Source organism: Cupriavidus sp. 01L45 (genome assembly GCF_056399885.1).
Genome location: NZ_JBFTSG010000025.1, coordinates 20,880 through 44,651, shown reverse-complemented (window position 1 = coordinate 44,651; position 23,772 = coordinate 20,880). Strand labels below are relative to the sequence as shown.

The 23,772-nt window shown below is 65.2% G+C and carries 20 protein-coding genes and 1 tRNA gene; 12 read left to right on the top strand and 9 right to left on the bottom strand.

Features of this window, described 5'->3' with window-relative positions; all coding sequences use genetic code 11:
* The first annotated feature begins 29 nt into the window (after nt 1-29).
* The 8 genes from AC1DT6_RS18415 to AC1DT6_RS18380 all read left to right on the top strand — a co-directional run bounded on the left by AC1DT6_RS18415 (nt 30) and on the right by AC1DT6_RS18380 (nt 8,922).
* Nucleotides 30-671, top strand: a complete 642-nt coding sequence (locus AC1DT6_RS18415) for a LysE family translocator (RefSeq protein WP_441632551.1) — start codon at nt 30-32, stop codon at nt 669-671.
* Between the two features lie 185 nt (nt 672-856).
* Complete coding sequence (gene htpX, locus AC1DT6_RS18410; protein ID WP_035865619.1) at nt 857-1,717, top strand: zinc metalloprotease HtpX; 861 nt, start codon at nt 857-859, stop codon at nt 1,715-1,717.
* 210 nt (nt 1,718-1,927) lie between these two features.
* A complete protein-coding gene (gene rsmB / locus AC1DT6_RS18405; protein WP_035865621.1) occupies nt 1,928-3,280 on the top strand; it encodes a 16S rRNA (cytosine(967)-C(5))-methyltransferase RsmB in 1,353 nt (450 codons plus the stop codon).
* Nucleotides 3,281-3,299: 19 nt separating this feature from the next.
* Entirely contained in the window at nt 3,300-4,169 is an 870-nt protein-coding gene (locus AC1DT6_RS18400; RefSeq protein ID WP_441632548.1) for a DUF4390 domain-containing protein, read from the top strand.
* A complete protein-coding gene (locus AC1DT6_RS18395; RefSeq protein ID WP_477103007.1) occupies nt 4,166-6,634 on the top strand; it encodes a sensor histidine kinase in 2,469 nt (822 codons plus the stop codon). Before AC1DT6_RS18400 ends, AC1DT6_RS18395 begins: the two co-directional genes overlap by 4 nt.
* A gap of 52 nt (nt 6,635-6,686) precedes the next feature.
* Nucleotides 6,687-7,391, top strand: a complete 705-nt coding sequence (locus AC1DT6_RS18390; protein ID WP_045241983.1) for a response regulator — start codon at nt 6,687-6,689, stop codon at nt 7,389-7,391.
* Between the two features lie 60 nt (nt 7,392-7,451).
* Nucleotides 7,452-7,527 (top strand) — tRNA-Phe (locus AC1DT6_RS18385).
* A 606-nt stretch (nt 7,528-8,133) separates the two neighbouring features.
* Entirely contained in the window at nt 8,134-8,922 is a 789-nt protein-coding gene (locus tag AC1DT6_RS18380; RefSeq protein ID WP_441632559.1) for an aquaporin, read from the top strand.
* Here AC1DT6_RS18380 and AC1DT6_RS18375 read toward each other — a convergent pair.
* The gene (locus tag AC1DT6_RS18375) at nt 8,906-10,699 is read right to left on the bottom strand and encodes a carbohydrate porin (RefSeq protein ID WP_441632544.1); all 1,794 of its coding nucleotides are present in this window, start codon (nt 10,697-10,699) and stop codon (nt 8,906-8,908) included. The two genes, AC1DT6_RS18380 and AC1DT6_RS18375, sit on opposite strands and share 17 nt — an antisense overlap.
* Nucleotides 10,700-11,115: 416 nt before the next feature.
* Between AC1DT6_RS18375 and AC1DT6_RS18370 the strand changes: the two genes are divergently transcribed.
* Both AC1DT6_RS18370 and rarD read left to right on the top strand, forming a co-directional pair.
* Complete coding sequence (locus tag AC1DT6_RS18370) at nt 11,116-12,249, top strand: TRAP transporter substrate-binding protein (protein WP_441632542.1); 1,134 nt, start codon at nt 11,116-11,118, stop codon at nt 12,247-12,249.
* A 108-nt stretch (nt 12,250-12,357) separates the two neighbouring features.
* The gene (rarD, locus tag AC1DT6_RS18365; RefSeq protein WP_441632540.1) at nt 12,358-13,248 is read left to right on the top strand and encodes an EamA family transporter RarD; all 891 of its coding nucleotides are present in this window, start codon (nt 12,358-12,360) and stop codon (nt 13,246-13,248) included.
* Nucleotides 13,249-13,523: 275 nt separating this feature from the next.
* Here the strand turns inward: rarD and AC1DT6_RS18360 are convergent, their stop codons facing one another.
* From AC1DT6_RS18360 to AC1DT6_RS18345, 4 genes are all read right to left on the bottom strand, one after another.
* Nucleotides 13,524-14,507, bottom strand: a complete 984-nt coding sequence (locus tag AC1DT6_RS18360; protein ID WP_441632538.1) for a 2-dehydropantoate 2-reductase — start codon at nt 14,505-14,507, stop codon at nt 13,524-13,526.
* 53 nt (nt 14,508-14,560) lie between these two features.
* A complete protein-coding gene (locus AC1DT6_RS18355; protein WP_441632536.1) occupies nt 14,561-15,325 on the bottom strand; it encodes a class II aldolase/adducin family protein in 765 nt (254 codons plus the stop codon).
* A 169-nt stretch (nt 15,326-15,494) separates the two neighbouring features.
* The gene (locus AC1DT6_RS18350; protein ID WP_441632534.1) at nt 15,495-16,472 is read right to left on the bottom strand and encodes a DUF2272 domain-containing protein; all 978 of its coding nucleotides are present in this window, start codon (nt 16,470-16,472) and stop codon (nt 15,495-15,497) included.
* Nucleotides 16,473-16,710: 238 nt separating this feature from the next.
* Nucleotides 16,711-16,989, bottom strand: coding sequence for an HU family DNA-binding protein (locus AC1DT6_RS18345; RefSeq protein ID WP_006162250.1), 279 nt, complete (start codon nt 16,987-16,989; stop codon nt 16,711-16,713).
* Between the two features lie 1,475 nt (nt 16,990-18,464).
* Between AC1DT6_RS18345 and AC1DT6_RS18340 the strand changes: the two genes are divergently transcribed.
* A complete protein-coding gene (locus tag AC1DT6_RS18340; protein ID WP_477114800.1) occupies nt 18,465-19,031 on the top strand; it encodes an SET domain-containing protein in 567 nt (188 codons plus the stop codon).
* 51 nt (nt 19,032-19,082) lie between these two features.
* On the opposite strand, the gene AC1DT6_RS18335 is transcribed toward AC1DT6_RS18340, so the two are convergent.
* The 4 genes from AC1DT6_RS18335 to phhA form a co-directional block, all read right to left on the bottom strand.
* A complete protein-coding gene (locus AC1DT6_RS18335; RefSeq protein ID WP_441632529.1) occupies nt 19,083-20,714 on the bottom strand; it encodes a sensor histidine kinase in 1,632 nt (543 codons plus the stop codon).
* A gap of 24 nt (nt 20,715-20,738) precedes the next feature.
* The gene (locus AC1DT6_RS18330; protein ID WP_035865653.1) at nt 20,739-21,443 is read right to left on the bottom strand and encodes a response regulator transcription factor; all 705 of its coding nucleotides are present in this window, start codon (nt 21,441-21,443) and stop codon (nt 20,739-20,741) included.
* A gap of 143 nt (nt 21,444-21,586) precedes the next feature.
* Nucleotides 21,587-21,904: a 4a-hydroxytetrahydrobiopterin dehydratase gene (locus AC1DT6_RS18325; protein WP_045241992.1), complete on the bottom strand. Its 318-nt coding sequence runs from the start codon at nt 21,902-21,904 to the stop codon at nt 21,587-21,589.
* Nucleotides 21,905-22,081: 177 nt separating this feature from the next.
* A complete protein-coding gene (gene phhA / locus AC1DT6_RS18320) occupies nt 22,082-23,014 on the bottom strand; it encodes a phenylalanine 4-monooxygenase (RefSeq protein WP_441632557.1) in 933 nt (310 codons plus the stop codon).
* A gap of 266 nt (nt 23,015-23,280) precedes the next feature.
* Between phhA and AC1DT6_RS18315 the strand changes: the two genes are divergently transcribed.
* Nucleotides 23,281-23,754: an Lrp/AsnC family transcriptional regulator gene (locus AC1DT6_RS18315; RefSeq protein ID WP_035865659.1), complete on the top strand. Its 474-nt coding sequence runs from the start codon at nt 23,281-23,283 to the stop codon at nt 23,752-23,754.
* Nucleotides 23,755-23,772: the final 18 nt, after the last annotated feature.

Sequence of the window (23,772 nt, the reverse complement as noted above, 5' to 3'; positions counted from 1 at the left end):
CCATTGCCAATCCAGCAGCCAGGAATCCCATGCTCGGTATTACTGACTTCCCCCTGTTCGTCGGCGCTGTGTTGCTGCTCAATGTGACACCCGGACCGGACACCGCCTACATCGTCGGGCGCAGCGTGGCGCAGGGCAGGGCGGCGGGCGTGGTCTCGGCGCTCGGCGTCAGCGCCGGCTGCTGCGTGCACTCGCTGGCCATCGCCTTTGGCCTGACCGCCCTGCTGGCGGCGTCGGCCACTGCCTTTACCGTGATCAAGTTTGCCGGCGCGGCCTATCTGGTGTGGCTGGGGCTGCGCCTCATCTGGCAGCAATCGGCGCCCCGGGAGGCAAGCGCGGCCCCCGCCGCGCAACCGGGTACGCACGGCCTGCGCGCCTTGTTCATGCAGGGCTTCCTGACCAATGTGCTGAATCCGAAGGTGATCCTGTTCTTCATTTCCTTCTTTCCGCAGTTCGTCGACCGTCATGCCGGACATCAGGCCCTGGCATTCCTGGCACTGGGCGGCGTCATGGTGCTGATGTCGACGCTTTGGAACGGCCTGGTCGCATGGATGGCGGGCACCCTGACCCGCCGCGCTAGCGAGGCGCCCCGGCTAAAGTGCTGGCTGGATCGCATTGTTGGCGCCGCGTTCATCGGGCTGGGTGTCCGCCTGGCGCTGGCTCAGCGCTGAGCCCCCGCTGGCGGACAAACGGCCGAAGGCGTCGCTAACTGTGGTATTGCTCTATTTTTAGGCACCCCACGGTTGAATTTCCGCCCAGGGGTACCATCTAATCATCACCGCGTCGCGCTTCGCAGGCCTGGCCAGCCCGGCCACCGGGTGCGCGCGCGAGGATGATTTTTTCGGAGATCACGACAATGTTCAACTGGGTCAAGACCTTCATGCTGATGGCAGCCATCACGGCGCTGTTCATCGTCATCGGCGGCATGATCGGCGGCCGCAGCGGCATGATGTTCGCGCTGATCATGGCGCTGGGCATGAACTTCTTCTCTTACTGGTTCTCGGACAAGATGGTCCTGCGCATGTACAACGCGCAGGAAGTCGACGCGAGCACGGCGCCGCAGTTCTATGGCATGGTGCAGGAGCTGGCGCAGCGCGCCCAGTTGCCGATGCCGCGCGTGTACCTGATCAACGAGGACGCGCCCAATGCCTTTGCCACCGGCCGTAATCCTGAGCATGCGGCCGTCGCCGCCACCACCGGCATCCTGCGCGTGCTGTCGGAGCGCGAGCTGCGCGGCGTGATGGCGCACGAGCTGGCCCACGTGCAGCACCGCGACATCCTGATCTCGACCATTGCCGCCACCATGGCCGGCGCGATTGCCGCACTGGCCAACTTCGCCATGTTCTTCGGCGGGCGCGACGAGAACGGCAACCGCTCCAATCCCATCGCCAGCATCGCCGTGGCAATCCTGGCGCCGCTGGCGGCCTCGCTGATCCAGATGGCGATCTCGCGCGCCCGCGAGTTCGAGGCCGACCGTGGCGGCGCCACGATCAGCGGCGATCCTCAGGCGCTGGCGATGGCGCTCGACAAGATCCACCGCTATGCCCAGGGCATTCCCTTCCAGACCGCGGAAGCGCACCCCGCGACCGCGCAGATGATGATCATGAACCCGCTCTCGGGCAGCGGCATCGCCAACCTGTTCTCGACCCACCCGGCCACCGAGGAGCGCGTGGCACGGCTGATGCAGATGGCCCAGACCGGCGTCTACCCGGTTTAGGGTCGGTTCAAGCCGTCCCGTTGCTCCAGGCGCCGGCCAGCCGGGCGCAAAAAAGCCGGCCCTGGGCACATACAGGGTAAACTGCCCGCCGTGCTTCCCTTCGAAGCGGCGGGCAGTGTTTTTTCCGGCCCCGCCCGGCCTTGCCGCCAGTCCACGCCGCTTGCGGCTTGCCTTTGCCACCCCGCGTTACCGTCTCACTGCCTCACTGTCATGCGCCTGCCACACGAATCACTCGCCTTCCAGATGCTCGCCGCCGCGGCCGCCGTACGCGGCGTCAACGAAGGCAGCGCGCTGCCGCTGGCCATCGACAACGCCGCCGCGCAATACCGCCTGGACCGCGTGCGCGACGCGGCCACGCGCGGCGCCTTGCAGGACCTGGCTTACCGTACCATGCGCCAGTTCGGCACGGCGCGCGCGCTGGTCACCAAACTGGTGACCCGGCCGCCCGGCGCGCTGGTGGATTCGCTGCTGGCGGTGGCCCTGGCGCTGCTGGTCGAGGATGAGCAGGGTGAGGGCGGCTATACGGAGTTCACCGTGGTGGACCAGGCCGTCAGCGCCGCCGCCTCCGAGCCCAAGACGGCTCATGCGCGCGGGCTGGTGAACGCCGTGCTGCGCCGTTTCCTGCGCGAGCGCAAGGCGCTGCTGGCCGAAGTGCGCCAGGACGACGAGGCGCGCTGGAACCTGCCCGCATGGTGGCTGGACGCGCTGCGCAAGGCTTACCCGGACCAGTGGACCGCGCTGGCCGAAAGCGCCAACGTGCGTCCGCCCATGACCCTGCGCGTCAATACCGCGCGGGTCACGGTCGCCGAGTATCTCAAGCGCGTGGCCAACGCCGGCATGGCTGGCGTGGCCATCGGTCCGCAGGCGGTCAGGCTGGTGCGCGCGTTTCCCGTGTCGCAGATCCCCGGCTTTGCCGAGGGAGACGTTTCGGTGCAGGACGCAGGCGCGCAACTGGCCGCGCCGCTGCTGGACCTTGCCGACGGTCAGCGCGTGCTCGATGCCTGCGCAGCGCCCGGCGGCAAGACCGGCCACATCCTGGAATTGGCCAAGGTCGAGGTGACGGCGCTCGAGAGCGATGGCCAGCGTGCCACGCGCATCGACGAGAACCTCGCGCGCCTGGGTCAGCAAGCCACCGTGGTAGTGGGCGACGCGAGCCGCCCGCAGGACTGGTGGGATAACCGCCAATACGATCGCATCCTCGCCGACGTGCCTTGTTCCGCTTCGGGCATCGTGCGCCGCCATCCGGATATCCGCTGGCTGCGCCGCGAGGTGGACATTCCCCGCCTGGTGACCGAGCAACGGCGCATCGTGTCGCAGCTCTGGAGCCTGCTCAAGCCGGGCGGCATCCTGGTTTATGTCACCTGTTCTATTTTCCCAACGGAGGGGGAAGAGCAGGCGCGCTGGTTTGGTGCACAGCTACCAGATGCGATACGATTGCAGGCACCCGGCCAGATGCTGCCTGGCAACAAGGACCAGGTGGCCGGCGGCGGCAATGCCAGCCAGGAAGGCCTGCCCACCGACCACGATGGCTTCTTCTACGCCCGCTTCCAGAAACGACCCTGACCGATCCGTATCGATCCCAATGCCGAGCCCGCTTCGCTTGTTCGTCCTTCGCGTCCCTGACGACAGTGCGTACGTGCCCGTGGCGGCAGGTAGTGCAATAGTCGGCGCCGCGCGCAAGGCGCGTACCTGGCTGGCAGCCTGGCGGCTTGCGTCGGCGATCATGCTGTGCGTGCTGATGGCACTGATGGTGTTGTCGGGAGCGGCGCGCGCCGATGGCATCGAAGTCAACGAAGCGCGCATCGAGTACCAGGACGGCGGCTTCGATCTTGCCGCGAGCTTCGATTTCGAATTGCCGCCACCGCTCGAAGACGCGCTGAACAAAGGTATCTCTCTGTATTTCGTGGTCGATTTCCAGCTCACCCGTCCGCGCTGGTACTGGTTCGATGAAAAACCGGTCAATGCCAGCCGCAGCGTGCGGCTGTCCTACCATCCGCTCACGCGGCAGTACCGCGTTTCCACCGGCGGCCTGCAGCTGCCGTTCATGCGGCTAAAGGGCGCGCTGCAATTCATCCAGCGCGTGCGTGGCTGGCGCGTGTTCGAGCGCAATATGGTCAAGCCGGGCGAGACCTACCAGGCCGAAACGCGCATGCGCCTGGACCTGACGCAACTGCCCAAGCCGTTCCAGATCAACGCCGTCAATACGCGCGAATGGAACCTGGCATCGGAATGGCGCCGCTTTAATTTCACTGTACCCACCGAGTTCCCGCAGCCCCCCGCGCCCACGCCACCGCCGGTGTTGCCAGTACCGGTGCCGCCCCCCGTGCCAGGACCGGCATCCGCCGCGTCCGCGGCAGTGGCCGGCGAAACGCGCGCGGTACCGTTCGCGCAGACCGTATCGACCGTGCTCTCCCCCAATACCCTGGTGCAGCCGGCCGCGGGCCAGCCATGAGCACCGCCCCCAGCCTTTGGGACAGCCGTTTCCGGCGCGTGCTTTACCGCGTCGTGGCCGGCATCATCGTGTTCCTGGCACTGGTGCTGGTAGCGCTGCTGGCAGGCGCCTCGGCCAATACGGAATTCTTCGACCGGTATTTCACGCTGCTGTTCAAGATCAACCTGGTGATCGGCATCCTGCTGGTGCTGATCATCGGGGCGCTGGCGCTGACCTTGTGGCTGCGCTACCGCCGCGGCAAGTTCGGCACGCGGCTGATGACCAAGCTCGCGGTGTTCTTCGGCGTGGTGGGCGTGCTGCCCGGCGTGCTGATCTACCTGGTGTCGCTGCAGTTCGTCTCGCGCAGCATCGAGTCCTGGTTCGATGTGCGCGTGGAAACCGCGCTCGAGGCCGGCCTGAATCTTGGACGCTCGACCATCGACAGTTCGCTGTCCGACCTGCAAGGCAAGGCGCGGCTGATGGCCGACCAGATCGCCAGCTCGTCGAATGTCGCCACCTCGCTGCAGCTCAACCGGTTGCGCGAGCAATACGGCGTGCAGGAAGCCGCCATCTTTACCGGCAGCGGCCGTGTGATCGCCACCGCCTCGAGCAACTATGCCTCGCTGGTGCCCGACCTGCCTTCCGGCGTGCTGGCCGAGCAGGCGCGGCTGGCCGGCGGCTACGCCGCGGTGGAGGGTGGCTCCGATCCGGTGGTGGACGGCCGCCACAAGCCCGAACGAACCGATGGCGGCCACTTGTACCGGCTGCGCGTCATTGTGCCGCTTGGCCCCGCGCCCACCGCGCAGACCAATGCGCAAACCCTCGCGGAAAGCGCCAGCGGCCCGGCGGCAAAGCAGCCCCTGAATGCAGCCAGCCGCTGGGCGGGCTCGGGGCTGGCCGTGGAACGCCGCCCGGAAGACGCGGCTTCTTCCGGCTTCGGGCTGGTGGGCGACACGGTGCGCGAGGAACGCTATCTGCAAGTCGTGCATCCGGTGCCGGCGGCGTTGGCGCGCAATGCCGACGAAGTCCAGCGGGCCTACCAGGAGTACCAGGAGAAGGCGCTTGGCCGTACCGGCCTGCGCAAGATGTATATCGGCACGCTCACGCTCACGCTGTTCCTGGCGGTGTTCATTGCCGTGATGCTGGCGCTGCTGCTCGGCGGCCAGCTGGCGCGGCCGCTGCTGATGCTGTTGCAAGGGACCAAGGAAGTGGCAGAGGGCGATCTCTCGCCCAAGCGCGAACTCAAGAGCCGTGACGAGCTCGGCATGCTGACACAGCAGTTCAACATGATGACGCGCCAGCTCTCGGAAGCGCGCATCGCGGTGGAACAGAACCGCAGCGCGCTCGAAAAATCGACGGCGTATCTCGAAAGCGTGCTGCAGAACCTCACCGCCGGCGTGTTTGTGTTCGACCGCCGCTTCGTCCTGATCACCGCCAATCCCGGCGCCGAGCGCATTTTCCGCCAGCCCTTCGCCGGCGCGCTGGGACAGCCCATCGACAGCATCCCGGTGCTCGGCGCATTCGGCGACATCGTGCGGCAGGCCTTTTCGGAGCAGACCACCAGTGAAATGCTGGGTGGCGCGCAGCACTGGCAAAAGCAGATCGAACTGCCGCAGGGCGATGAGGAACAACCGCTCACGCTGCTGGTGCGCGGCGCGCGCCTGCCCGGCGGACGGGGCGACGAGCAAGGCGAGCCCGGCTACGTGGTGGTGTTCGACGATATCTCGGATGTGATTTCCGCTCAACGCTCCGTGGCCTGGGGCGAAGTGGCGCGGCGCCTTGCGCACGAGATCAAGAACCCGCTGACCCCGATCCAGCTCTCGGCCGAGCGCCTGCAGATGAAGCTCTCGCCAAAGCTGGAAGGCCACGACGTGGACGTGCTCAAGCGCGGCGCCACCACAATCGTCAACCAGGTGCAGGCCATGAAGCGCATGGTCGACGACTTCCGCGACTACGCGCGCACGCCGCCAGCGCTGCTGCAGTCACTGCAGATCAACGGCCTGGTGGCGGAAGTGCTGCACCTCTACGGCATCGACGACACCGGCCCCCACGAGCATGCGGTGATCCATCCGTCGCTGGCTGCCAGCCTGCCTGAAATCAAGGGCGATCCGACCCAGTTGCGCCAGGTGATTCACAACCTGCTGCAAAACGCGCAGGATGCCGTGTCGGACAACGTTTCGGCGGCCAGAATGGCGCCCCATATCGCTCTGCACACCGAGACTGTAGAATACAAAGATTCTGCCGGCGAAGACCGGCAGGCCGTCAAGCTCACCATTGCGGATAACGGTCCTGGTTTCGCCCCGCGCATCCTTAGTCGCGCGTTCGAACCGTATGTGACCACCAAGGCCAAGGGAACCGGCCTCGGGCTCGCAATGGTGAAGAAGATCATTGACGAACACGGCGCACGCATCGAGTTGCGCAATCGCATGGAGGGCACCGAGATCATCGGGGCACAGATCTCCATCCTGTTCGTTAAACTGGCATAGTCAATGTGCGGCCCCGAACCCGGCAAGCCGCGGTAGGGTCAAGAGGGGAAGTATGGCAACCATCCTCGTAGTCGACGACGAAATGGGTATCCGGGAGTTGCTCTCGGAAATCCTCAGCGACGAAGGCCATGTGGTCGAAGTGGCAGAAAACGCGCAGAAGGCGCGCGAGTACCGTGCCGGCAATACGCCGGATCTGGTGCTGCTTGACATCTGGATGCCCGATACCGACGGCGTCACGCTGCTCAAGGAGTGGTCGGCCCAGGGCCTGCTCTCCATGCCCGTCATCATGATGTCGGGGCACGCCACCATCGATACCGCGGTGGAGGCGACCAAGATTGGCGCGCTCAATTTCCTCGAGAAGCCTATTGCCTTGCAAAAGCTGCTGTCGGCGGTCGAGCAGGGCCTGGCACGCGGCGTCGAGCGGCCACGCGCAGGCGTGGCCGCCGGCACGGCATTGCCCGCGAACGGCAGTGGTGAAGGCATCGCGGCGGTAGTGGCGGAAAGCGCCGCGGAAAGCGCCAATGGCGCCCCGCAACGGCTACCCGAAGCGGAGATGCACTTCTCCTTCGATATGCCGCTGCGCGAGGCGCGCGACCTGTTTGAGCGCGCTTATTTCGAATACCACTTGCTGCGCGAACACGGCAGCATGACCCGCGTCGCCGAGAAAACCGGCCTCGAACGTACCCACCTGTACCGCAAGCTCAAGCAACTCGGCGTGGAACTCGGCCGCAATAAGCCGGAGCCAGCAGAACAATGATGCGGTGATGCGCGCAGCGCTTGACTGATTCAAAATGCGCTGCTATGATTTCGCTTCTTTGGCCCGGTAGCTCAGTCGGTAGAGCAGAGGATTGAAAATCCTTGTGTCGGCGGTTCGATTCCGTCCCAGGCCACCAGCATTACGAAAAAGCCCAAGATCTGAAAAGGTCTTGGGCTTTTTTCATTTGCCGGTGTTCATTTTTTACCGACGCATAAGATGCGATGCGCTTCGCCGTATTGGCATTCCCATGTGCCGCCGCACGGTGGCGAAGAAGGCCATGGGCGCGTTGTCTCCCTGCTCCGGCTGTCCTGTATGCCCACGCGCAAACGGGGGCATGGACGTCCTTTCCAGTCCTCGCATGGCTATCGCCAGACGCCCGCTACGCCCTTGCTTTGTCCACTGTCACCGCCTATTGTTTAGGCACAATTTCCTCGACCAATGCTATCGCACCCGCGATTATCGGCATTGCGCCAAATACCCCTGAATTCCGGCTTCCGCATTTCAGCCTGACCTCCGAATTTCATCATTGCACGCTTCGTATCCGTGCCGTGCGGGTAGCCATCTGGCAAAACACGCCGCGCATTCGATACCACCAGTTCATTCAAAACTAGCCGCGCGTGCATTGACGCCGGAAGACGAAAAACGAACACTGCGCGCTCCCGCGGCGAGGACTGATTCCATGTCCGAGGCGGTTTCCAGGCCATGCCAAGCAAACCCGATGCGCAAGCACCCCGACGATGTAATGACCGCTGAACCGCATGGACGCGCCGTACCCGTGCCTGCGAGCACACTGGCCAGGCGCCTGGTGGCCGAAGCCTTGGGCACAGCGTTGCTGGTTGCAGTGGTGGTGGGTTCCGGCATTCGCGCGCAGCAGCTGGCCGGTGGCAATGTCGCACTGGCATTGCTGGCGAATTCGCTGGCCACGGGGGGTGGGCTCATCGCGTTGCTGCTGGCGCTGGGACCGGTATCGGGCGGTCATTTCAACCCCGTGGTAAGCCTTTGTGCATTGGTACAGGGCACGCTGCCGGCACGCGATGCGTGGCGCTATGCGCTGGTACAGGCTGCTGGCGCCATCGCGGGCGTCATCTGCGCGCATGCGATGTTTGGCGAGCCGATGCTGGCCTGGTCGGCACAAAGCCGCACCGGGACATCGATGTGGTGGAGCGAGTTCGTGGCCACCTTCGGCCTGATCAGCGTGGCCACCGGTACCGGACGCAGCCGGCCCGGCCTGGTTCCGTTCGCCGTGGCGGCCTATATCACGGCTGGCTACTGGTTCACAGCATCAACCTCTTTTGCCAACCCGGCACTCACCATTGCCTGTGCGTTGACGGCAACCTTCACAGGTATCCGTGCCATCGATGTGCCCGGCTTCATGCTGGCGCAACTGGCGGGAGGGTTGAGCGCCACGCTGATCTTCCACTGGTTGCTGCGCGCGCCGGCAGCGCTGCCGGGCCGTTCACATGCGAAGCAAACGGCGGCATGGCCGACGCCTGGCCCGGCGGCCACTCCGGCCGCTACCAGCGCCGATTGAGCTGGACGCCGAAGATGGAGCCGGACGTTTGCGAGGCCCACGTATCCGCCGGCGAGGCGAACGCTATGCCATCCACGTCGCTGGCCTTGCTGTACGTGTAGAAAGCGCGCAGGTTGGCATTGCCGGCCGCCTTGCCAAGCGTGAAAGTCGGCGCCACGGTCAGGGCGGTGCGTTGCCCGCTCGCGCCAAAACCCGAGGAAATCTGGTCACGCGCCACCTCGAAGGTAAGCTTGAACTGCTCGCTGGCGATGTAGGCGGGACGCACGCGCGTGGCTATCCATTGCAGCGTTCCGACCGGCGAGCGGTCGAACTGCATGCTGGACTCGACCGAGCCTGCCAGGCCCAGGCCGGAGCGTTGCTTCCATTCCATCGATTCGGCCAGGCGTACTCGGGACAACGCAGGACCCATGCCTGTGTAGCCAGTCAGCGCATTACGGCTGCCTTCGCCAAACTGCATGCCGAAACGATTGGTCCCGGCGAGCACGCCCTGTTGCTCGTGCATGGCCGACACCCACCATGCGCTGCCGGTCTGCTGGATCAGCGGCTGCGCTTCCACCCGCGTATAGCCGAGTTGCACCGAGCCTTTCTCGTTGGTCGTGATGGGGGCGGTGCGCAGCGAATGGTAACTAGGCAGGTTGGCGCCATTGAGATCGTTGCGCGCGGTGTACTGGTAATTGAGCGCGATATCGCCAAAGCGTGCATTGTCCACGCCGAAGCGCATTGCCGGGGAGGTGGGCGGAAGCAGTCCCGAGGACATCAGGAAGGCCGAGGTCTCGCGCCGGCCAGCCCACATGGTGGCGCCGTCGAGTACCGACAGGCCACTGACCGAGGTATAGATCTGGGGCAGCAGGGCATACGGATCGACCGCTGCCGGGCGGCCATTGACCGAGGTGGCATCCGTCCCCTTGGCCTGCGCCACCAGTTGCACCTGGCCGCCGCCATCCAGGGCGAACAGCGATTCCTTGAGCTTGACCTCGCCCGTGCTGCGGCAGGCCAGCCCTCCGCCTACGCCGGTGGACAGCGTGCCGCCACCGGCGCAGGCACGCGTGGCCGTGTTGCGGTCGTCATAGGCAGCTCGTCCGCTGTAACCTAGCCGCCAGACCTGGTCGCCGGCCGGATCGTCGACCGGCAACTGCGAGACCAGGGCGAAGCCCTCGCTGGCTGGCGCCTCGGGGGCATCGCCGTCGACCGGCTCGGCCAGCTTCGGCGATGCTTCCGCGACGAACTGGCCCAGGCGCTTCGGAAAGAACACGACAGGAGGCGGCGGCGCCATCACGGGCTCTGGGGGCAAGGCAGGCTCGGGCGGTCCGGCGAGTTCCATGCCGTCGTCGGCCAGGCCTGCGTTGGCCCAGGTGGCCGGAAGCGGCGGGGCTGGCAGGGCGGCGTCCGCGGCACCGGCCTTGGGGGCGTCTGGTGCACCGGACTCGGAAGGATCGGCGGGAGCAGGGGCCGCAGCGGCGGCAACGGGCACGGAAGGCGCTTCCATGACCGCAGGCGCGGCGTCAGCCAGGCGTACTACCGCTGGGCTGGTCTCGGCACCACCAGCTGACTCGCGCGCAACCAAGGCTGCCAGCGGGTCTGTCTCCGGATCTACCTGTGGCGAGGGCCGGGGCTGTACCGCCACGGCCGGAGGTGCCACCAGCGCGTCCGATGCCGCCAGACCCGTGCCGGCCTGCGCACACGCGTTTATCCCCCAGGCGGCCAGCACGGCAACGGCGAGGCGGCGAGAGTGACGAGGCAGCGGGCGGCCCGATTCGGCCGGGACAACAGGCAACATAGGCAACACCAGTAAGGCGTGATTTTTTAACAGTCGCCCGATTGGACAGCAAGCGGGGTTACAAAATCCGCGGCAAAGGCGGCCTTTTCACCATATGGAACAGGGCGGAGGAACCACCCGGAAAGCAGCGCTTTCCTAGCGAAAACCCGGACTTTCGCGGTTCCCCGTGGCGAAAGGGCCACCGCTATAATCATCGGGCTTGTCCGACGGGTACGGACCGGCGCCCCCCGAGCCTGTTACAAAGGCATGCCAAGGTCATCCGCGGATCCTGGCATGCCTTTGTAACAGGCTCATTAATTGCGCAGCCGCCGTACCCCGGCTTCATGCGCGACACGGTACAGAGCCGGATGCCCACGCATGACGTGAGCGTGCCTGACGCTGCTGCCGCACCAAAAAATTTATAAAGAGGAGAAGTTATGGAACGTCGTTCCTTTCTGTTGAAGGCATCGGCCGTGGCCGCCACCGGGGCGCTGGCCGCCTGCGGCAAGGAAGAAAAGGCTGCCGCGCCGGCCGCCGCCGGTGCCAGCGCACCGGCCGTGATCGGCAGCAACCCGGCCGTGGAATGGCGCCTGGCTTCCAGCTTTCCCAAGTCGCTCGATACCATCTTCGGTGGCGCCGAGCTGCTGTCGGCCCGGGTCAAGGAACTGACCGACGGCAAGTTCAACATCAAGGTGTTCGCCGCCGGCGAAATCGTGCCGGGCCTGCAGGTGCTGGACGCGGTACAGAACAACACGGTGCAGATCGGCCACACCGCCGGCTACTACTACTTCGGCAAGAACCCGACGCTGTGCTTTGACACCACCATCCCCTTCGGCCTGACCGCACGCCAGCAGAACGCCTGGATGCTGCAGGGCAACGGCATGAAGCTGATGCGCGAATTCTTCAAGGAATACAACGTCGTCAACTTCCTGGGCGGCAATACCAACGCGCAGATGGGCGGCTGGTTCCGCAAGGAAATCAAGACGGTAGCCGACCTGCAGGGCCTGAAGTACCGCATCGCCGGATTTGCCGGCGTGGTGCTGGCGCGCCTGGGCGTGGTGCCGCAACAGATCGCCGGCGGCGACATCTATCCGGCACTGGAAAAAGGCACCATCGACGCGGCCGAATGGGTTGGCCCCTACGATGACGAGAAACTGGGCTTCTACAAGGTTGCGCCGTACTACTACTACCCGGGCTGGTGGGAAGGCAGCGCGCAGCTGTCCTTCTATTCCTCGGCCACGGAGTACGAGAAGCTGCCCGCGCTGTACAAGCGCGCGCTGGAAACGGCCACCATCGAGGTCCACACCAACATGATGGCCAAGTACGATACGGTCAATCCGCAAGCCCTGGCGCGCCTGCTGGAGAACGGCGTGAAGCTGCGTCCGTTCTCCAAGGAGATCATGGAGGCCTGCTTCAAGGCCACCCAGGAAGCCTACGCCGAGGAAAACGCCAAGAATCCTTCGTTCAAGAAGATCTACGACGACTGGCGCGTATTCCGCAACAACGAAGCCGCCTGGTTCAATGTGGCCGAGCAGGCATTCTCGCAATTCAGCTTCACGCACAAGCTGTAAATGCCCTGACACATGCGGGCCGCTGCCCGCTGCGCCGCAAGCGATAAGCCCGTGCCAAGCACGGGCTTTTTTACGCCGGTAGAATCGCCCGATTCTTTGGGACTTCTCATGCAAACCGGCATCATCTACGCGCTGCTCGCCTACACCATCTGGGGCCTGCTGCCGCTTTATATCAAGTCCCTGCACGGCATCGCGCCGATGGAGATCCTGCTGCACCGGATGGTGTGGTCGCTGGTGTTCCTGGGCCTGGTGCTCACCTGGCGGCGCCACTGGGGCTGGCTGCGCGGGGTATGGTCCAATCCGCGCCTGCTGGCCGGCTTCGCCGCCAGCGCGCTGCTGCTTAGCGGCAACTGGTTTCTCTACATCTGGTCGGTATCGAACGGGCGGGTGGTGGACGCAAGCCTGGGGTACTTCATCAATCCGCTGTTCAACGTGCTGCTGGGCGTGCTGTTCCTGCACGAGCGGCTGCGCCCCGGCCAGTGGGCCTCGATCGCGCTGGCGACCGCGGGAGTGGCCTGGCTGACCGTGGCAGCCGGCCAGTTGCCGTGGATCGCGCTGGCGCTGGCCGCCACGTTTGGCGGGTACGGATTGCTGCGCAAGACCGCCACGCTTGGCGCGCTGGAAGGCCTGTCGCTGGAGACCCTGCTGTTGTTCCCGCTGGCGGCAAGCTCCCTGGCCTACCTGTTCGCCACCGGGCAGGCGGACTTCAGCCAAGCCAGCGGCGGCGTGCAGTTGCTGGCATTGCTGGCCGGTCCCGTCACCGCTGTCCCCCTGCTGTTGTTTGCGGCGGGCGCGCGCCGCATCCCGCTGTCCTTGCTAGGGCTGCTGCAATACACGGGGCCGACGCTACAGCTACTGCTCGGCGTGTGGCTGTGGAACGAGCCGTTCCCGGCAAGCAAGCAGGCCGGGTACGCAATGATCTGGATATCGCTGGCTGTCTATGCCATCGAAGGCATCTGGGCGGGGCGCCGGCGCAGCGCCGCCGTGGCGCAAGGCTGAGGGAAGGGGGGGCTCCTTCCGCTGGGGCCTCATCTTATTCTTGCCAGAAATAAATATAAGAACAAAAATCGAGTCATCATCCATTCTGTTGATGAATTTCGAAGATTTCCGACATTTTCACTGAGAGAACGGGTAGGCGGGGACCATCAGATCCTGACACAAATATTCGCTGCATCTATCGCGACAACCAAAATTTCGCGAGCATTCATTGATGTAGAGAATACTCATTCCCATCTATCAAATCGTTCAAAGCCCTGCCTGCAGTCCAATCCCCCTCAGTAAAGGCCGCGCACCTGCGCATGCAGACGCACCAGGCCGAGCAGCGCATCGATATTGGGCGTAGCAATCCCCACGTGCTCGCCAATTTCCCTCACTGAGGCCACCAGCGCGTCGATCTCCAGTGGCCGCCCCGCCTCGGCATCCTGCAGCATTGAGGTCTTGAAGGCTCCCAGCTTGCGCGTCACCTGGCTACGCTCCTCGCCGCTCTGCGCGATCGGGCAGCCAATAGCCGCGCCGATCCGTCCAGCTTCCTCCATCACCGCCAGGCAGAAGCGGTTGACCAGCGGGTCGTCGAGGATGCGGTCGCAAGTCGCGCCGGTCAGCACTGAGACCGGGTTCATCGTCATATTGCCCCATAGCTTGAACCAGATGTCCTGCTGGATGGCCGCGCTGCGCTCGATCTCCAGGCCACCTCGGGCGAGCAGGCTGGCCACCGTTTCGACCTTGCCGGCCGCCATCCCCGAATCGCCACCGGCGGCACCAAGGATCAGGCGCTCGCCAAAGCCATGGCGCACAGTGGCCGGCGCCGGCGTGGAGGCCGTCAGGTGCACCACGCAGCCGATCACCTGCGTGGCCGGAATGGCACGCGCGATGGCGCCTTCCGGATCCACGGTGTGCAGCGACAGCCCCGCGTGCGGGCCGGGGCGCTCGAAAAACCACCACGGCACGCCATTCATGGCCGTGACCACCACCGTATCGGGGCCGATCAACGGCCCTATGGCCCGCGCCAGCTGCGGCAACGCCGGGGCCTTCACCGCCAGGATCACCACGTCCTGCGTACCTAGCGCTGCGGGATCGCCTTCCGCGTGCACCTGGAAGGTCTCGCTACGTTCGCCTTCGACCAGGGTCAGACCCTGCGCGCGCAGCGTGGACAAGGTCTGGCCGCGCGCCAGCACATTGAGCCCCTGGCCGGAACGCGCAAGCCGCGCGCCAATAAAGCCGCCGACGGCGCCTGCGCCGACGATGCAAAGAGATGTCATGGCCGTCACTCTCGTGGGTTTCTTTGTTTATTTACGGAACGAATCATATGTATCTAATTACGATACGAACCATCGATAGCATCAATCTCTCGAGTCAGCGCCGCGAACACGTCTTCACCCGCGCCAAACTTCGGATTGAACTGCAGCGAGTCGCGCGTGCACTTGCGCTGGATCTCCTCCGGCACGGGCAGCGCGGCACCCATGGCCAGCGTGGCAAGCTGGATCTCGCAGGCGCGGTTTAGCAGCCAGAGGGTGGAGAAGGTGCGCGCGATGCTGTCGCCCCAGGCGAGCAAGCCATGGTTGCGCAGGATCACGGCCGGCTTGTCCCCGATATTGCGCACCAGCCTGGGCCCTTCCTCGTCGTGCACGGTAATGCCTTCAAAAGGATGGTAGGCCACCTTGTCGAACAATTGCGCTGCATAGAAATTGCTCATCGACAGGCCCTGCGCCGAGCACGCCACCGCCATGCCGGCCGTGGTGTGCGTATGCATTACGCAATGCGCGCCCGGAATACCGGCGTGGATCGCCGCATGCACCACGAAGCCGGCAGGATTGACCGGCCAAGGACTCTCACCGACAACCTGGCCGGCCAGGTCGATCTTCACCAGGTTGGAGGCGGTCACCTCCGCATAGCGCAAGCCGAACGGGTTGATCAGGAACAGTGGCTTGCCGGTATCGCCGCCGGCCTCGGGCGGCAGGCGCAGCGTGATGTGGTTGTAGATCAGCTCGGTCCAGCCCAGCCGGTCGAAGATGCGGTAGCAGGCGGCGAGCTTGACGCGCGCCTCCCATTCCGCCGGGTGACAGTTAGCGACAGCCATGCAGGTCTCCTCTGCGTTTTCGCGCGTCGGTGCGCGCACCGTGGGGTGCTATTCGGGTGGGGTCGGGCTACGGCACGCGCATGGCGATACCGATGCCTCGATTAATTACCATGTTAATGATTATATGGAGCCGGTCAAGCCGGAGGTACCCGCAGGCCCATATCGACACTCAAGGCAGGGTGTTGCGCATGATCAGCAGCCACGGCATGTGCGAGTTGGTCACGCCATCGATCATGCCGGAGTCTCCCAGCTCGATCAGTTCCATCGAGACCGATTGCTGGACATTGCCGCCAATCGCCTTGACCATCCGTGCCGCCGGGTCCACCTCGACGACGATGTCGCAATGCATGGGCGTAGTGCCAAAGCCGATTGCGGCCACGCTGGCCAGGTATTTGTCGCTGCCGCGCCCGGCGCAAAGCACATCGCCTGGCCGCGGCATGGCCGGCAGCGGTTCAATGCGGAAGGCTGGCGCGGGCAGGATGCCGTCGCGCGCGTCCACTACGTACATCGAGTGCGAATCGCCGGTGAGGAACTGGCGGTCGTCCAGGCCCGCCTTGCGCATCACCCAGGAAATAAAGACCGCGGACCAGGCCCAGCTGCCCTGGGTGATCTGGTGGCACGTGACCGCCTTGCCGACGATGGCCCAATAGCGCTGCGCCAGCCGGCACCCCTGGGCGGTGGCTTCCATGCCGGTGCCATCGGGAAAGTGCAGGCAGCTCGACTCGCCGCTTTCCTCATCCTCGCGGTCGGCCGTCCGCCCCGTCGCATCGCTGGCGTCCGGATTGCCCTCGGTATCCGTCGCCGCCGGCAGGCCAGGCAGCGCCGGCGCCGGCAGTGGGCTATCGGCCACGCAAGCGGTATCGTCGCGGCCCAGGCGCACGGTCTGCCCTCCCCAGCGCTGCCACTCCTGCCAGGCGATCTCGACAATGCGCTGGCGCTGCGTGGCGCCAGGTGTCGTCGCGGGGCGTTCGGTGTCAGGCAACGGGATAGCCTGGGGCCGCGCCGGCTGGGATGGCGTGGTGCAACCCGACAGTAGCGCGAGAGCCGTCAGCAAGCTCAGGCCGAGCCGGCGCGCCTGTGGAAAATTTTGTGGGAAACGCTGTGAATAAAACTGTGGAAATCTGCCTGGCGGCGATCGACGGGACATGAGGGGCCTACTGAGCAGGACGCCCGAGACCCTTGTATTTACTGAGGGAAGGCGCCGATAGGGCACGATCTTACCGGTCTTGCGCGGGGTGCGGCGTATACCGCGATGGCGCAGGATAACCAGTGGGCAAATATTGTGGATAACGCCCCCCGCCTGGCGCTCACCAGCGCCATCAGGCTACGGGTGGCGGCACGGCGGGGTAGATCCAACGGGGCTGGCACGAGACCGCCCGCGGGACTCACTGGTTCACTGCGTCCTTGAACTTCTGGCCAGCCTTGAACTTGACGGTCTTGGCGGCTTCCACCTTGATTTCTTCGCCGGTGCGCGGGTTACGCGCCATGCGCTCGCCGCGCTCGCCCTGGCTGAAGGTGCCAAAGCCGATCAGGCTCAGGGTGTCGCCCTTGGCCACGGCTTCCATGATGGCGCCAAGCGTCACGTTCAGCGCTTGTTCTGCCTTGGCCTTGGTCAGGCCGTCCACGCCGGCCGCGATGGCGTCGATCAGTTCGGTTTTCGTCATGCTTCACTCCGTGTCGAGTTGATAAAACAAGGACGCCTGGCTGGGCCGGCCCACTGGGCACCGGCGTCGGCAAAGGCGCCGCGGGCCACATCATACCGTGTCGGGCAAGGCGGACTGGGAACAGATTGTTACAGCGCAGGCGCCGCCAGCCCGCGCTGGCTGGGGCTTTGGGGGGATTTGGCGGGGCAGGCCGAGCCTTTGAGGGCGTCAGGATGGCCCTCAGGCGAAAGAACGTACATAGGTGCCCCACAGGGCATCCCAGCCTGGAAAACGGCTACAGCGGCCTCCTGGCCCCTCTCAGGGGCATTGGCACGATGGAGGTGTGGCCCAGGGCATCCGGGCGATTTCCCGGCGTATACCTGGACCGCAGGCGGCACCAACGGCAGGTGGCCGCCCTGGCAGGCGCTCTCTGCCCGCCAGAGGGCCTTAGCGGCGCTGTGAGCGACTCTTCAGCCGGAGTCCTGCCCCCGGCAACGCGTACCCAGTGCAGCGTAGCTACGGGGCGCAGGCGCTCCCGGGCAACCTCATGAACTATTGTGCATGTCCGATAGCCCCCGACGGGGAATGGATTTTCGCGGATATTCGCATCGTGCATGCCTTGCGTGCGGCGCTAACGGCATGCGTTTACGTCTTGGCCCGCAGATCCCCGCCAGCACAGAAATCCCCCGTTCCACGCAGCGCGCTCGTCGGTAAACCGGGGTCGAACGTATACGCAGCCTTCGAGGACGAGCGTATACCACCTCGCCTGGCCATCACCGCCATGCGGATACGTCGAGTTCCCGCGAAAAAACCTTTCGGGACATCGCAGTAAACCTCAGTTCGACAGGTCATTTCGCCTTGCTTAAAAAAGAAGCCCCGCCTGAAGCGGGTTTCCGGCAGTTTATTTTCCGGCTGCCTTCTTTCTTTGCCGATAGCAGGACGCTGTCCTTTCGGTTTACTTCTTTCTTTAATGTATACAAATAGTAGTAGTAGGTAAACGGCTGCCTTTTCTGTGGATAACCCGGTAAACACTTTTGAAATCAATGGGTTGTGGGAAGCAAAAGTGGTCGGACCGGATGTTGGCTGCCGTGGATGACTTGGCCTTTTGGATGAGGGGTCCAGGTGCAACCCTCCGACTTATGCCTGACGCGTCCCCATGCCAACCCCAGGCAGCCCACATGAATCGCATGTCTTTATCCACAGATTTTTGCCGGGTTATCCACATCGTCTGGGCTGGCCGATGGCGGTATACGTGCCGTATACGCGGGTGGACAAGGGCTTCTTAAGGCTGTTTGCCGGGCGGCAAATCGACGGGACGCACGACTTGCGGGCGGTACGTATACCTGCCTTGACGTATACGGGCCGGCCGGTTCATCCGTAAACGTCTATTTGCCGGCAAGGGGGATGCCGCGGCCAATATGGGCAGGTATCATCGCCATCGCGCCGGGCGGCGCACAGCCACGCGCAGTGGCAGGCGGATCAATACGGGATGGCACATGGCGGAACAGGCGAAGCAAGAGGAATTGAAGCAGGAAGGGACTGACGTGAAAGACGCAGGGAGCGGCAAGGGCGTCAAGAGTCCCAAGGAAGGCAAGCGCAAGACCGCTGCCGACCGCGTCGAAGTGCGTCGTTCGGGCGTGCACGGCAAGGGCGTCTACGCGATCGCGCCGATCGGTGAGGGCGAACGCRTCATCGAGTACAAGGGCGAGCATATTTCGTGGAAGGAAGCGCTCAAGCGCCATCCGCACGATCCGGCGGATCCTAACCACACCTTCTATTTCAGCCTGGAAGACGGCGATGTGATCGACGCCAAGTTCGGCGGCAACCGCGCGCGCTGGATCAACCATGCTTGCGAACCCAATTGCGAGGCGCGTGAGAAGAAGGGGCGTGTATTCATCCACGCGCTGCGCGATATCGCCGGTGGCGAGGAATTGTTCTACGACTATGGACTGGTGATCGACGCGCGCTACACCAAGAAGCTCAAGAAGGAATTCGAGTGCCGCTGCGGCAGCCCGAAGTGCCGCGGGACCATGCTGGCGCCGAAGGCAAAGAAAGGCCGGTAACAATGCCAGCCGCGGCGCAGATGCCGGATCTGCGCCGCAGCTTGATGCGGTTCAGGCGGCGCCCGCCGCCTCGCATGGAATGCGGATCACAAAACGCATGCCGCGCGCCTCAGCCTGCTCGCCGGTGGTGGGCACATCCTCGATACGGATGGTGCCGTGATGCAGCCCGATGATTTCATGCACGATCGCCAGCCCCAGGCCGGCGCCGCCGGGCGGTTGCGCCGGCGCATTGGGGCCCGGCGTATGGTCGCCCCGGAAGAAGCGCTTGAAGACTTCCTCGCGGCGCGCCAGGGCGATGCCAGGCCCGTTGTCTTCCACCATCACGACCGCCATGCCGCGATGGCCAAGTGCCTCGCCGCCGGCACGCACGGTGATGCGTCCGCCGGGCGGCACATATTTCACGGCATTGTCGATCAGGTTGCTGAGCGCTTCGCGCATCAGCAGCCGGTTGCCGCGCACGGTGGACGGTGCCGCGCCGGTAAAGGTGGGGCCGGGCAAGGTCTCGAAGCCCAGGTCGATCTGGCGCGCGAGTGCCTGCGGCACCCACTCGGCACCGGTCTCGAACGCCAGCGTGGCCAGGTCGAAATGCTCGATCGGGCCGAGCCGCTCCAGGGATAGTCCCGGTTCGGCACGCGCCAGCGACAGCAGTTGGTTGGACAGGCGCACCGCGCGGTCGGCCGCCGCTTGCAGCTCGCGCAGGGCGTGGTCCGTCACCGCGGGATCGTTCGACTGCACCGCGCGGTCGGCATGTAGCTTGACGGCGGTCAGCGGCGTGCGCAACTGGTGCGCGGCGTCGGCGATGAACTTGCGCTGCGCATCAAGCGCGTCGCGCAGCCTGGCCAGCAGCGCATTGAGCGCACGGATCAGCGGCTCCACTTCGGCCGGCACCTGGGTTTCATCGAGCGGCGCCAGCGAGCGCGCGGTCTGGCGATTGAGCTTGTCGGTGAGGATCTGCAAAGGCACCAGCTCTTCCTTGAGCACGTGCGAAAGGATCAGGCTGCCCACCACCAGCAGCAGGATCAGCGGCACCGACACCGACAGCAGGATCTCGTTGGCGGCGGTTTCGCGCCGGTCCAGCAACTCCGCCACTTCCACCACGATGGGCCCACGCGGGGCGCGGCCAGCCTCGCTGGTGGCCAGTTCGTCCGAAGCCGGGCTGGGCAGGTTGACCGGCAGCCGCACGGCGCGCACCTGGCGCCCGCTGAACCAGGCGTAGAACAGCCGCGCATCGTGCAGCGATGTCTGTCCGGTGCCGTAGCCCAGCCAGGTGTCCATGCCGCCGATCAGCCCGTCCGGGCCGTGGATGCGCCAGTAGATGCGGTCGGTGCCTTCGGCCTCGACCAGCGTCTGCGCGATCATCGGGATGTCCTGCTCCAGGCGCGGGCCGGCAATGCGGATCTGCTGGGCGATATTGTTGGCCACGCCGTACAGGGCGCGGTCGAATACCTGCGTGGTGTAGTGCGCGGCCAGCCAGTAGGAGAGCGAGCCGCTGGTCAGTACCAGCGCAAACAGCGGCGTGGCCAGCGCGCGCAGCAGGTGCACGCGCAGGCTTTGCGTGGAGGCGGTGCGCGCGGGTGCCGCCGCCGAGGGTTGTTCCGCCGCTGCGGCAGGCTTTCCGGATACGCCGCCAGCGGTGCCGGTCAGGCCCTCGGGCGGCTGGGGAGGACGTGGGCGCAGCCACATGGCGGGCTTGCTCTGTGCGCGGCGTCAGGTGCCGGCGCGAATCTGCAGCAGGTAGCCGAAGCCGCGCACCGTGACGATCTCCACGTCGCTTTCTTCCAGCTTCTTGCGCACGCGGTGCACATAGACTTCGATGGCGGTGTCGCCGACCGTGTCGCCGCCTTCGCCCGCGGGATGGGCGAAGGTGGCGAGGTGGTCCTGCAGCTGCGCCTTGCTGACCACGCGGCCCTGGCGCTGCAACAGCAGTTCCAGCACGGCGAACTCACGCGGGGAGAGTTCCAGCGGCTTGCCGTCGATAAACATGCGGCGGTCGTTGCCCGACAGGCGCAGCCGGCCCAGCCGCACGTCGCGCTCGGGCGCGGCCTCGCCATGCTGGCTGCGCCGCAGCAGCACGCGCACGCGTGCTTCCAGCTCCGGCAGGGCAAAGGGTTTGACGAGGTAGTCGTCGGCGCCGGCGTTCAGACCGGATAGCTTGTCTTCGAGCTCGTCGCGCGCAGTCAGGATGATGACGGGCGTGGTGCGGTTGCGGGCGCGGTAGCGCGCCAGCAGGGTCATGCCGTCGATGCCGGGCAGGCCCAGGTCGAGGATGACGAGGTCATGCTGTTCGCGCAGCAGGTGCTCGGTGGCGTAGACGCCGTCGTGCACCACGCGCACCTGATGGCCGGCCTGGGACAGGCCGGCTTCGACGCCACTGGCAATCTGGCGGTCGTCCTCGATCAGAAGGATACGCATGGGGGCAGGAGGAAGCTGGAAAGGAACGGGAAAGCAATAAACCGGTGCGTTGATTAACCGGTTAGCCACCGATTGTACAGGGCGGGGCCGCCTCCGACCTTTCGGTTTGCCTACAGTCCCCTGCGTTGCCGCATGCGGTGTGCTCAGGCTTTGGCCAGCGACGCGGCAGCGCGTTCGATAAAGCCCGCCAGGTCGGTATCGCGCCGGGTCAGGCCATTGGCGTCATGGGTGGACAGGGTGATATCGACCCGGTTGTAGACGTTGAACCATTCGGGATGGTGGTCGGCTTTTTCCGCCGCCAGCGCCACGCGCGTCATGAAGGCGAAGGCGGCGTTGAAGTCGGCAAAGGTAAAGCGCTTGTGGATCGCGTCGCGGTCTTCGACGAGGCTCCAGCCGGGCAGGGCAGCCAGCAGCGGTGCACGTTCTTCCAGCGAAAGGGGCACGAGGGGCGCAGGGGACATGATGGGCTCGATGGTCGGAAAGGGATAAGCAAAGGATGAAACCGGCCCGCCCGCGCAGCCTTCCAGCCTGTGCGACCTGGGTCGGGGCTGGGGGCCGGGCGGGCATGCCGTCATTGTTTCACAAAGTGCGTGCGTGGGCAGCCTGCAGCCGTTGTGCAAAGGCAGCCGGAGCCGGGATCAGACGTCGTCGCTGTCGGCCCAGCCTTCACGCGTGCCGCGGTTGAGCACGAGGTCGGTGGCGGCCACGTCGCCGGCGCCCAGCGTGGGCAGCGCGCGCAGTTCCTCGTAGAGCGGCGCGAAATCCGGGCGGGTAGCGTCGAACAGCTGGTCGAAGCTGTCGATCACGAAGTACGTCTTCTGGAAGGTGTCGATGCGGTAGCGCGTGCGCATGATGCGGCGCACATCGAAGCCGATGCGGTTGGGGCTGGCCGAATCCAGGCTGTAGATCGACTCGCCCTGGCTCGACAGGATCCCCGCGCCGTAGATGCGCAGGCCTTCCGGCGTGCGGATCAGGCCGAACTCCACGGTGTACCAGTACAGCCGCGCCAGCATGTCGAGCGCGCCCAGCGAGGCGGCCTTGAGCCCGCCCTTGCCGTAGGCTTCCATGTAGTTGGCGAAGACCGGGTTGATCAGCAGCGGCACGTGGCCGAACACGTCGTGGAAGCAGTCGGGCTCCTGCAGGTAGTCGAGCTGCTCGGGCTTGCGCATCCACCAGCTGGCGGGAAAGCGCCGGTTGGCCAGGTGCTCGAAGAACACGGCATCCGGCACCAGGCCGGGCACCGCCACCACCTGCCAGCCTGTGGCGCGCATCAGGGTCTCATTGAGCTGGTCGAAGCTGGGTACGCGGTCGCGCTCCATGCCCAGCGTGGACAGGCCCTGCAGGAATTCGTCGCAGACGCGGCCGCGCAGCATGGTGGCCTGGCGGTCGTACAGCTTGCGCCATACCGCGTGGTCGGTCTCGGTATAGCGCTCCAGCGGCTGTGCGATGGTGAAATCGTCGCGCAGCGCCTGGCCGGACAGCAGGCCGGCGTCGAACTGCTCTTTCAGCTTATCGGTCAGGGTGCCGGCAAAGCTGGCTTGGGCGTTGCTTGCCTGGGTGGCGGTAGCCATGGCGTCCATGATGTCTTATCTCCTGCAGATTTACCGCACAGTTTAGCGAGGAGATGACGCAGATGGCCCGCAAAAACGGCTTACTTTCGTATAGTGATGCATTGAGCGCGCAAGAATTTGTTATTTTATGCGTGAAATCTGCGCGGGTGCGTTGCTGCCGACAATCGGCGCGCCGCCACCAGGCCGGGAGGGTTAGCATTCCTTCCGGCGTAGTGCACAACAAGAAGCGATTCTGACTCGACTAACGCGATCGAAGCGACCCAACCATGATCAACCTCGACCCATTCGACCTCGCGCTGCTGGCGGCGTTGCAGACCGACGGCCGTTCCACCCACCAGCAGCTCGCCGAGCGCATCCATCTTTCACCCAGCCAGATCGGGCGGCGCCTGGCGCGGCTGGAAGCCGACGGCGTCATCACCGGCTACCGCGTGGTGCTGTCGCCGCCGGCGCTCGGCCTCGGCGTGCTGGTCTTTACCAGCGTCAAGCTGGCCCACCATGGCGATACCATCGTCGAGCGCTTTCGCGAGGACATCCTGCTGCTGGAGGAGGTGCAGGAGTGCTACTCCGTGGCCGGCGAGGCCGACTACCTGCTGCGCATCATGGTGCCGGACCTGCCGACCCTGGCCGAATTCACCATGAAGAAGCTGATGCGCGTGCCAGGCGTGGAGAGTGTGCGGTCCAACATTGTGCTGACCGCGCTCAAGCGCGACGGGCCGCTGCCGCTGTCGCATTTGCGATAGCCATCGGGCCCGCGCGTC

Coding starts and splice junctions, on each gene's coding strand:
- AC1DT6_RS18415 (WP_441632551.1), top strand. CDS start 30: ATGCTCGGTATTACTGACTTCCCCCTGTTCGTCGGCGCTGTGTTGCTG.
- htpX (WP_035865619.1), top strand. CDS start 857: ATGTTCAACTGGGTCAAGACCTTCATGCTGATGGCAGCCATCACGGCG.
- rsmB (WP_035865621.1), top strand. CDS start 1,928: ATGCGCCTGCCACACGAATCACTCGCCTTCCAGATGCTCGCCGCCGCG.
- AC1DT6_RS18400 (WP_441632548.1), top strand. CDS start 3,300: ATGCCGAGCCCGCTTCGCTTGTTCGTCCTTCGCGTCCCTGACGACAGT.
- AC1DT6_RS18395 (WP_477103007.1), top strand. CDS start 4,166: ATGAGCACCGCCCCCAGCCTTTGGGACAGCCGTTTCCGGCGCGTGCTT.
- AC1DT6_RS18390 (WP_045241983.1), top strand. CDS start 6,687: ATGGCAACCATCCTCGTAGTCGACGACGAAATGGGTATCCGGGAGTTG.
- AC1DT6_RS18380 (WP_441632559.1), top strand. CDS start 8,134: ATGACCGCTGAACCGCATGGACGCGCCGTACCCGTGCCTGCGAGCACA.
- AC1DT6_RS18375 (WP_441632544.1), bottom strand. CDS start 10,699: ATGTTGCCTGTTGTCCCGGCCGAATCGGGCCGCCCGCTGCCTCGTCAC.
- AC1DT6_RS18370 (WP_441632542.1), top strand. CDS start 11,116: ATGGAACGTCGTTCCTTTCTGTTGAAGGCATCGGCCGTGGCCGCCACC.
- rarD (WP_441632540.1), top strand. CDS start 12,358: ATGCAAACCGGCATCATCTACGCGCTGCTCGCCTACACCATCTGGGGC.
- AC1DT6_RS18360 (WP_441632538.1), bottom strand. CDS start 14,507: ATGACATCTCTTTGCATCGTCGGCGCAGGCGCCGTCGGCGGCTTTATT.
- AC1DT6_RS18355 (WP_441632536.1), bottom strand. CDS start 15,325: ATGGCTGTCGCTAACTGTCACCCGGCGGAATGGGAGGCGCGCGTCAAG.
- AC1DT6_RS18350 (WP_441632534.1), bottom strand. CDS start 16,472: ATGTCCCGTCGATCGCCGCCAGGCAGATTTCCACAGTTTTATTCACAG.
- AC1DT6_RS18345 (WP_006162250.1), bottom strand. CDS start 16,989: ATGACGAAAACCGAACTGATCGACGCCATCGCGGCCGGCGTGGACGGC.
- AC1DT6_RS18335 (WP_441632529.1), bottom strand. CDS start 20,714: ATGTGGCTGCGCCCACGTCCTCCCCAGCCGCCCGAGGGCCTGACCGGC.
- AC1DT6_RS18330 (WP_035865653.1), bottom strand. CDS start 21,443: ATGCGTATCCTTCTGATCGAGGACGACCGCCAGATTGCCAGTGGCGTC.
- AC1DT6_RS18325 (WP_045241992.1), bottom strand. CDS start 21,904: ATGTCCCCTGCGCCCCTCGTGCCCCTTTCGCTGGAAGAACGTGCACCG.
- phhA (WP_441632557.1), bottom strand. CDS start 23,014: ATGGCTACCGCCACCCAGGCAAGCAACGCCCAAGCCAGCTTTGCCGGC.
- AC1DT6_RS18315 (WP_035865659.1), top strand. CDS start 23,281: ATGATCAACCTCGACCCATTCGACCTCGCGCTGCTGGCGGCGTTGCAG.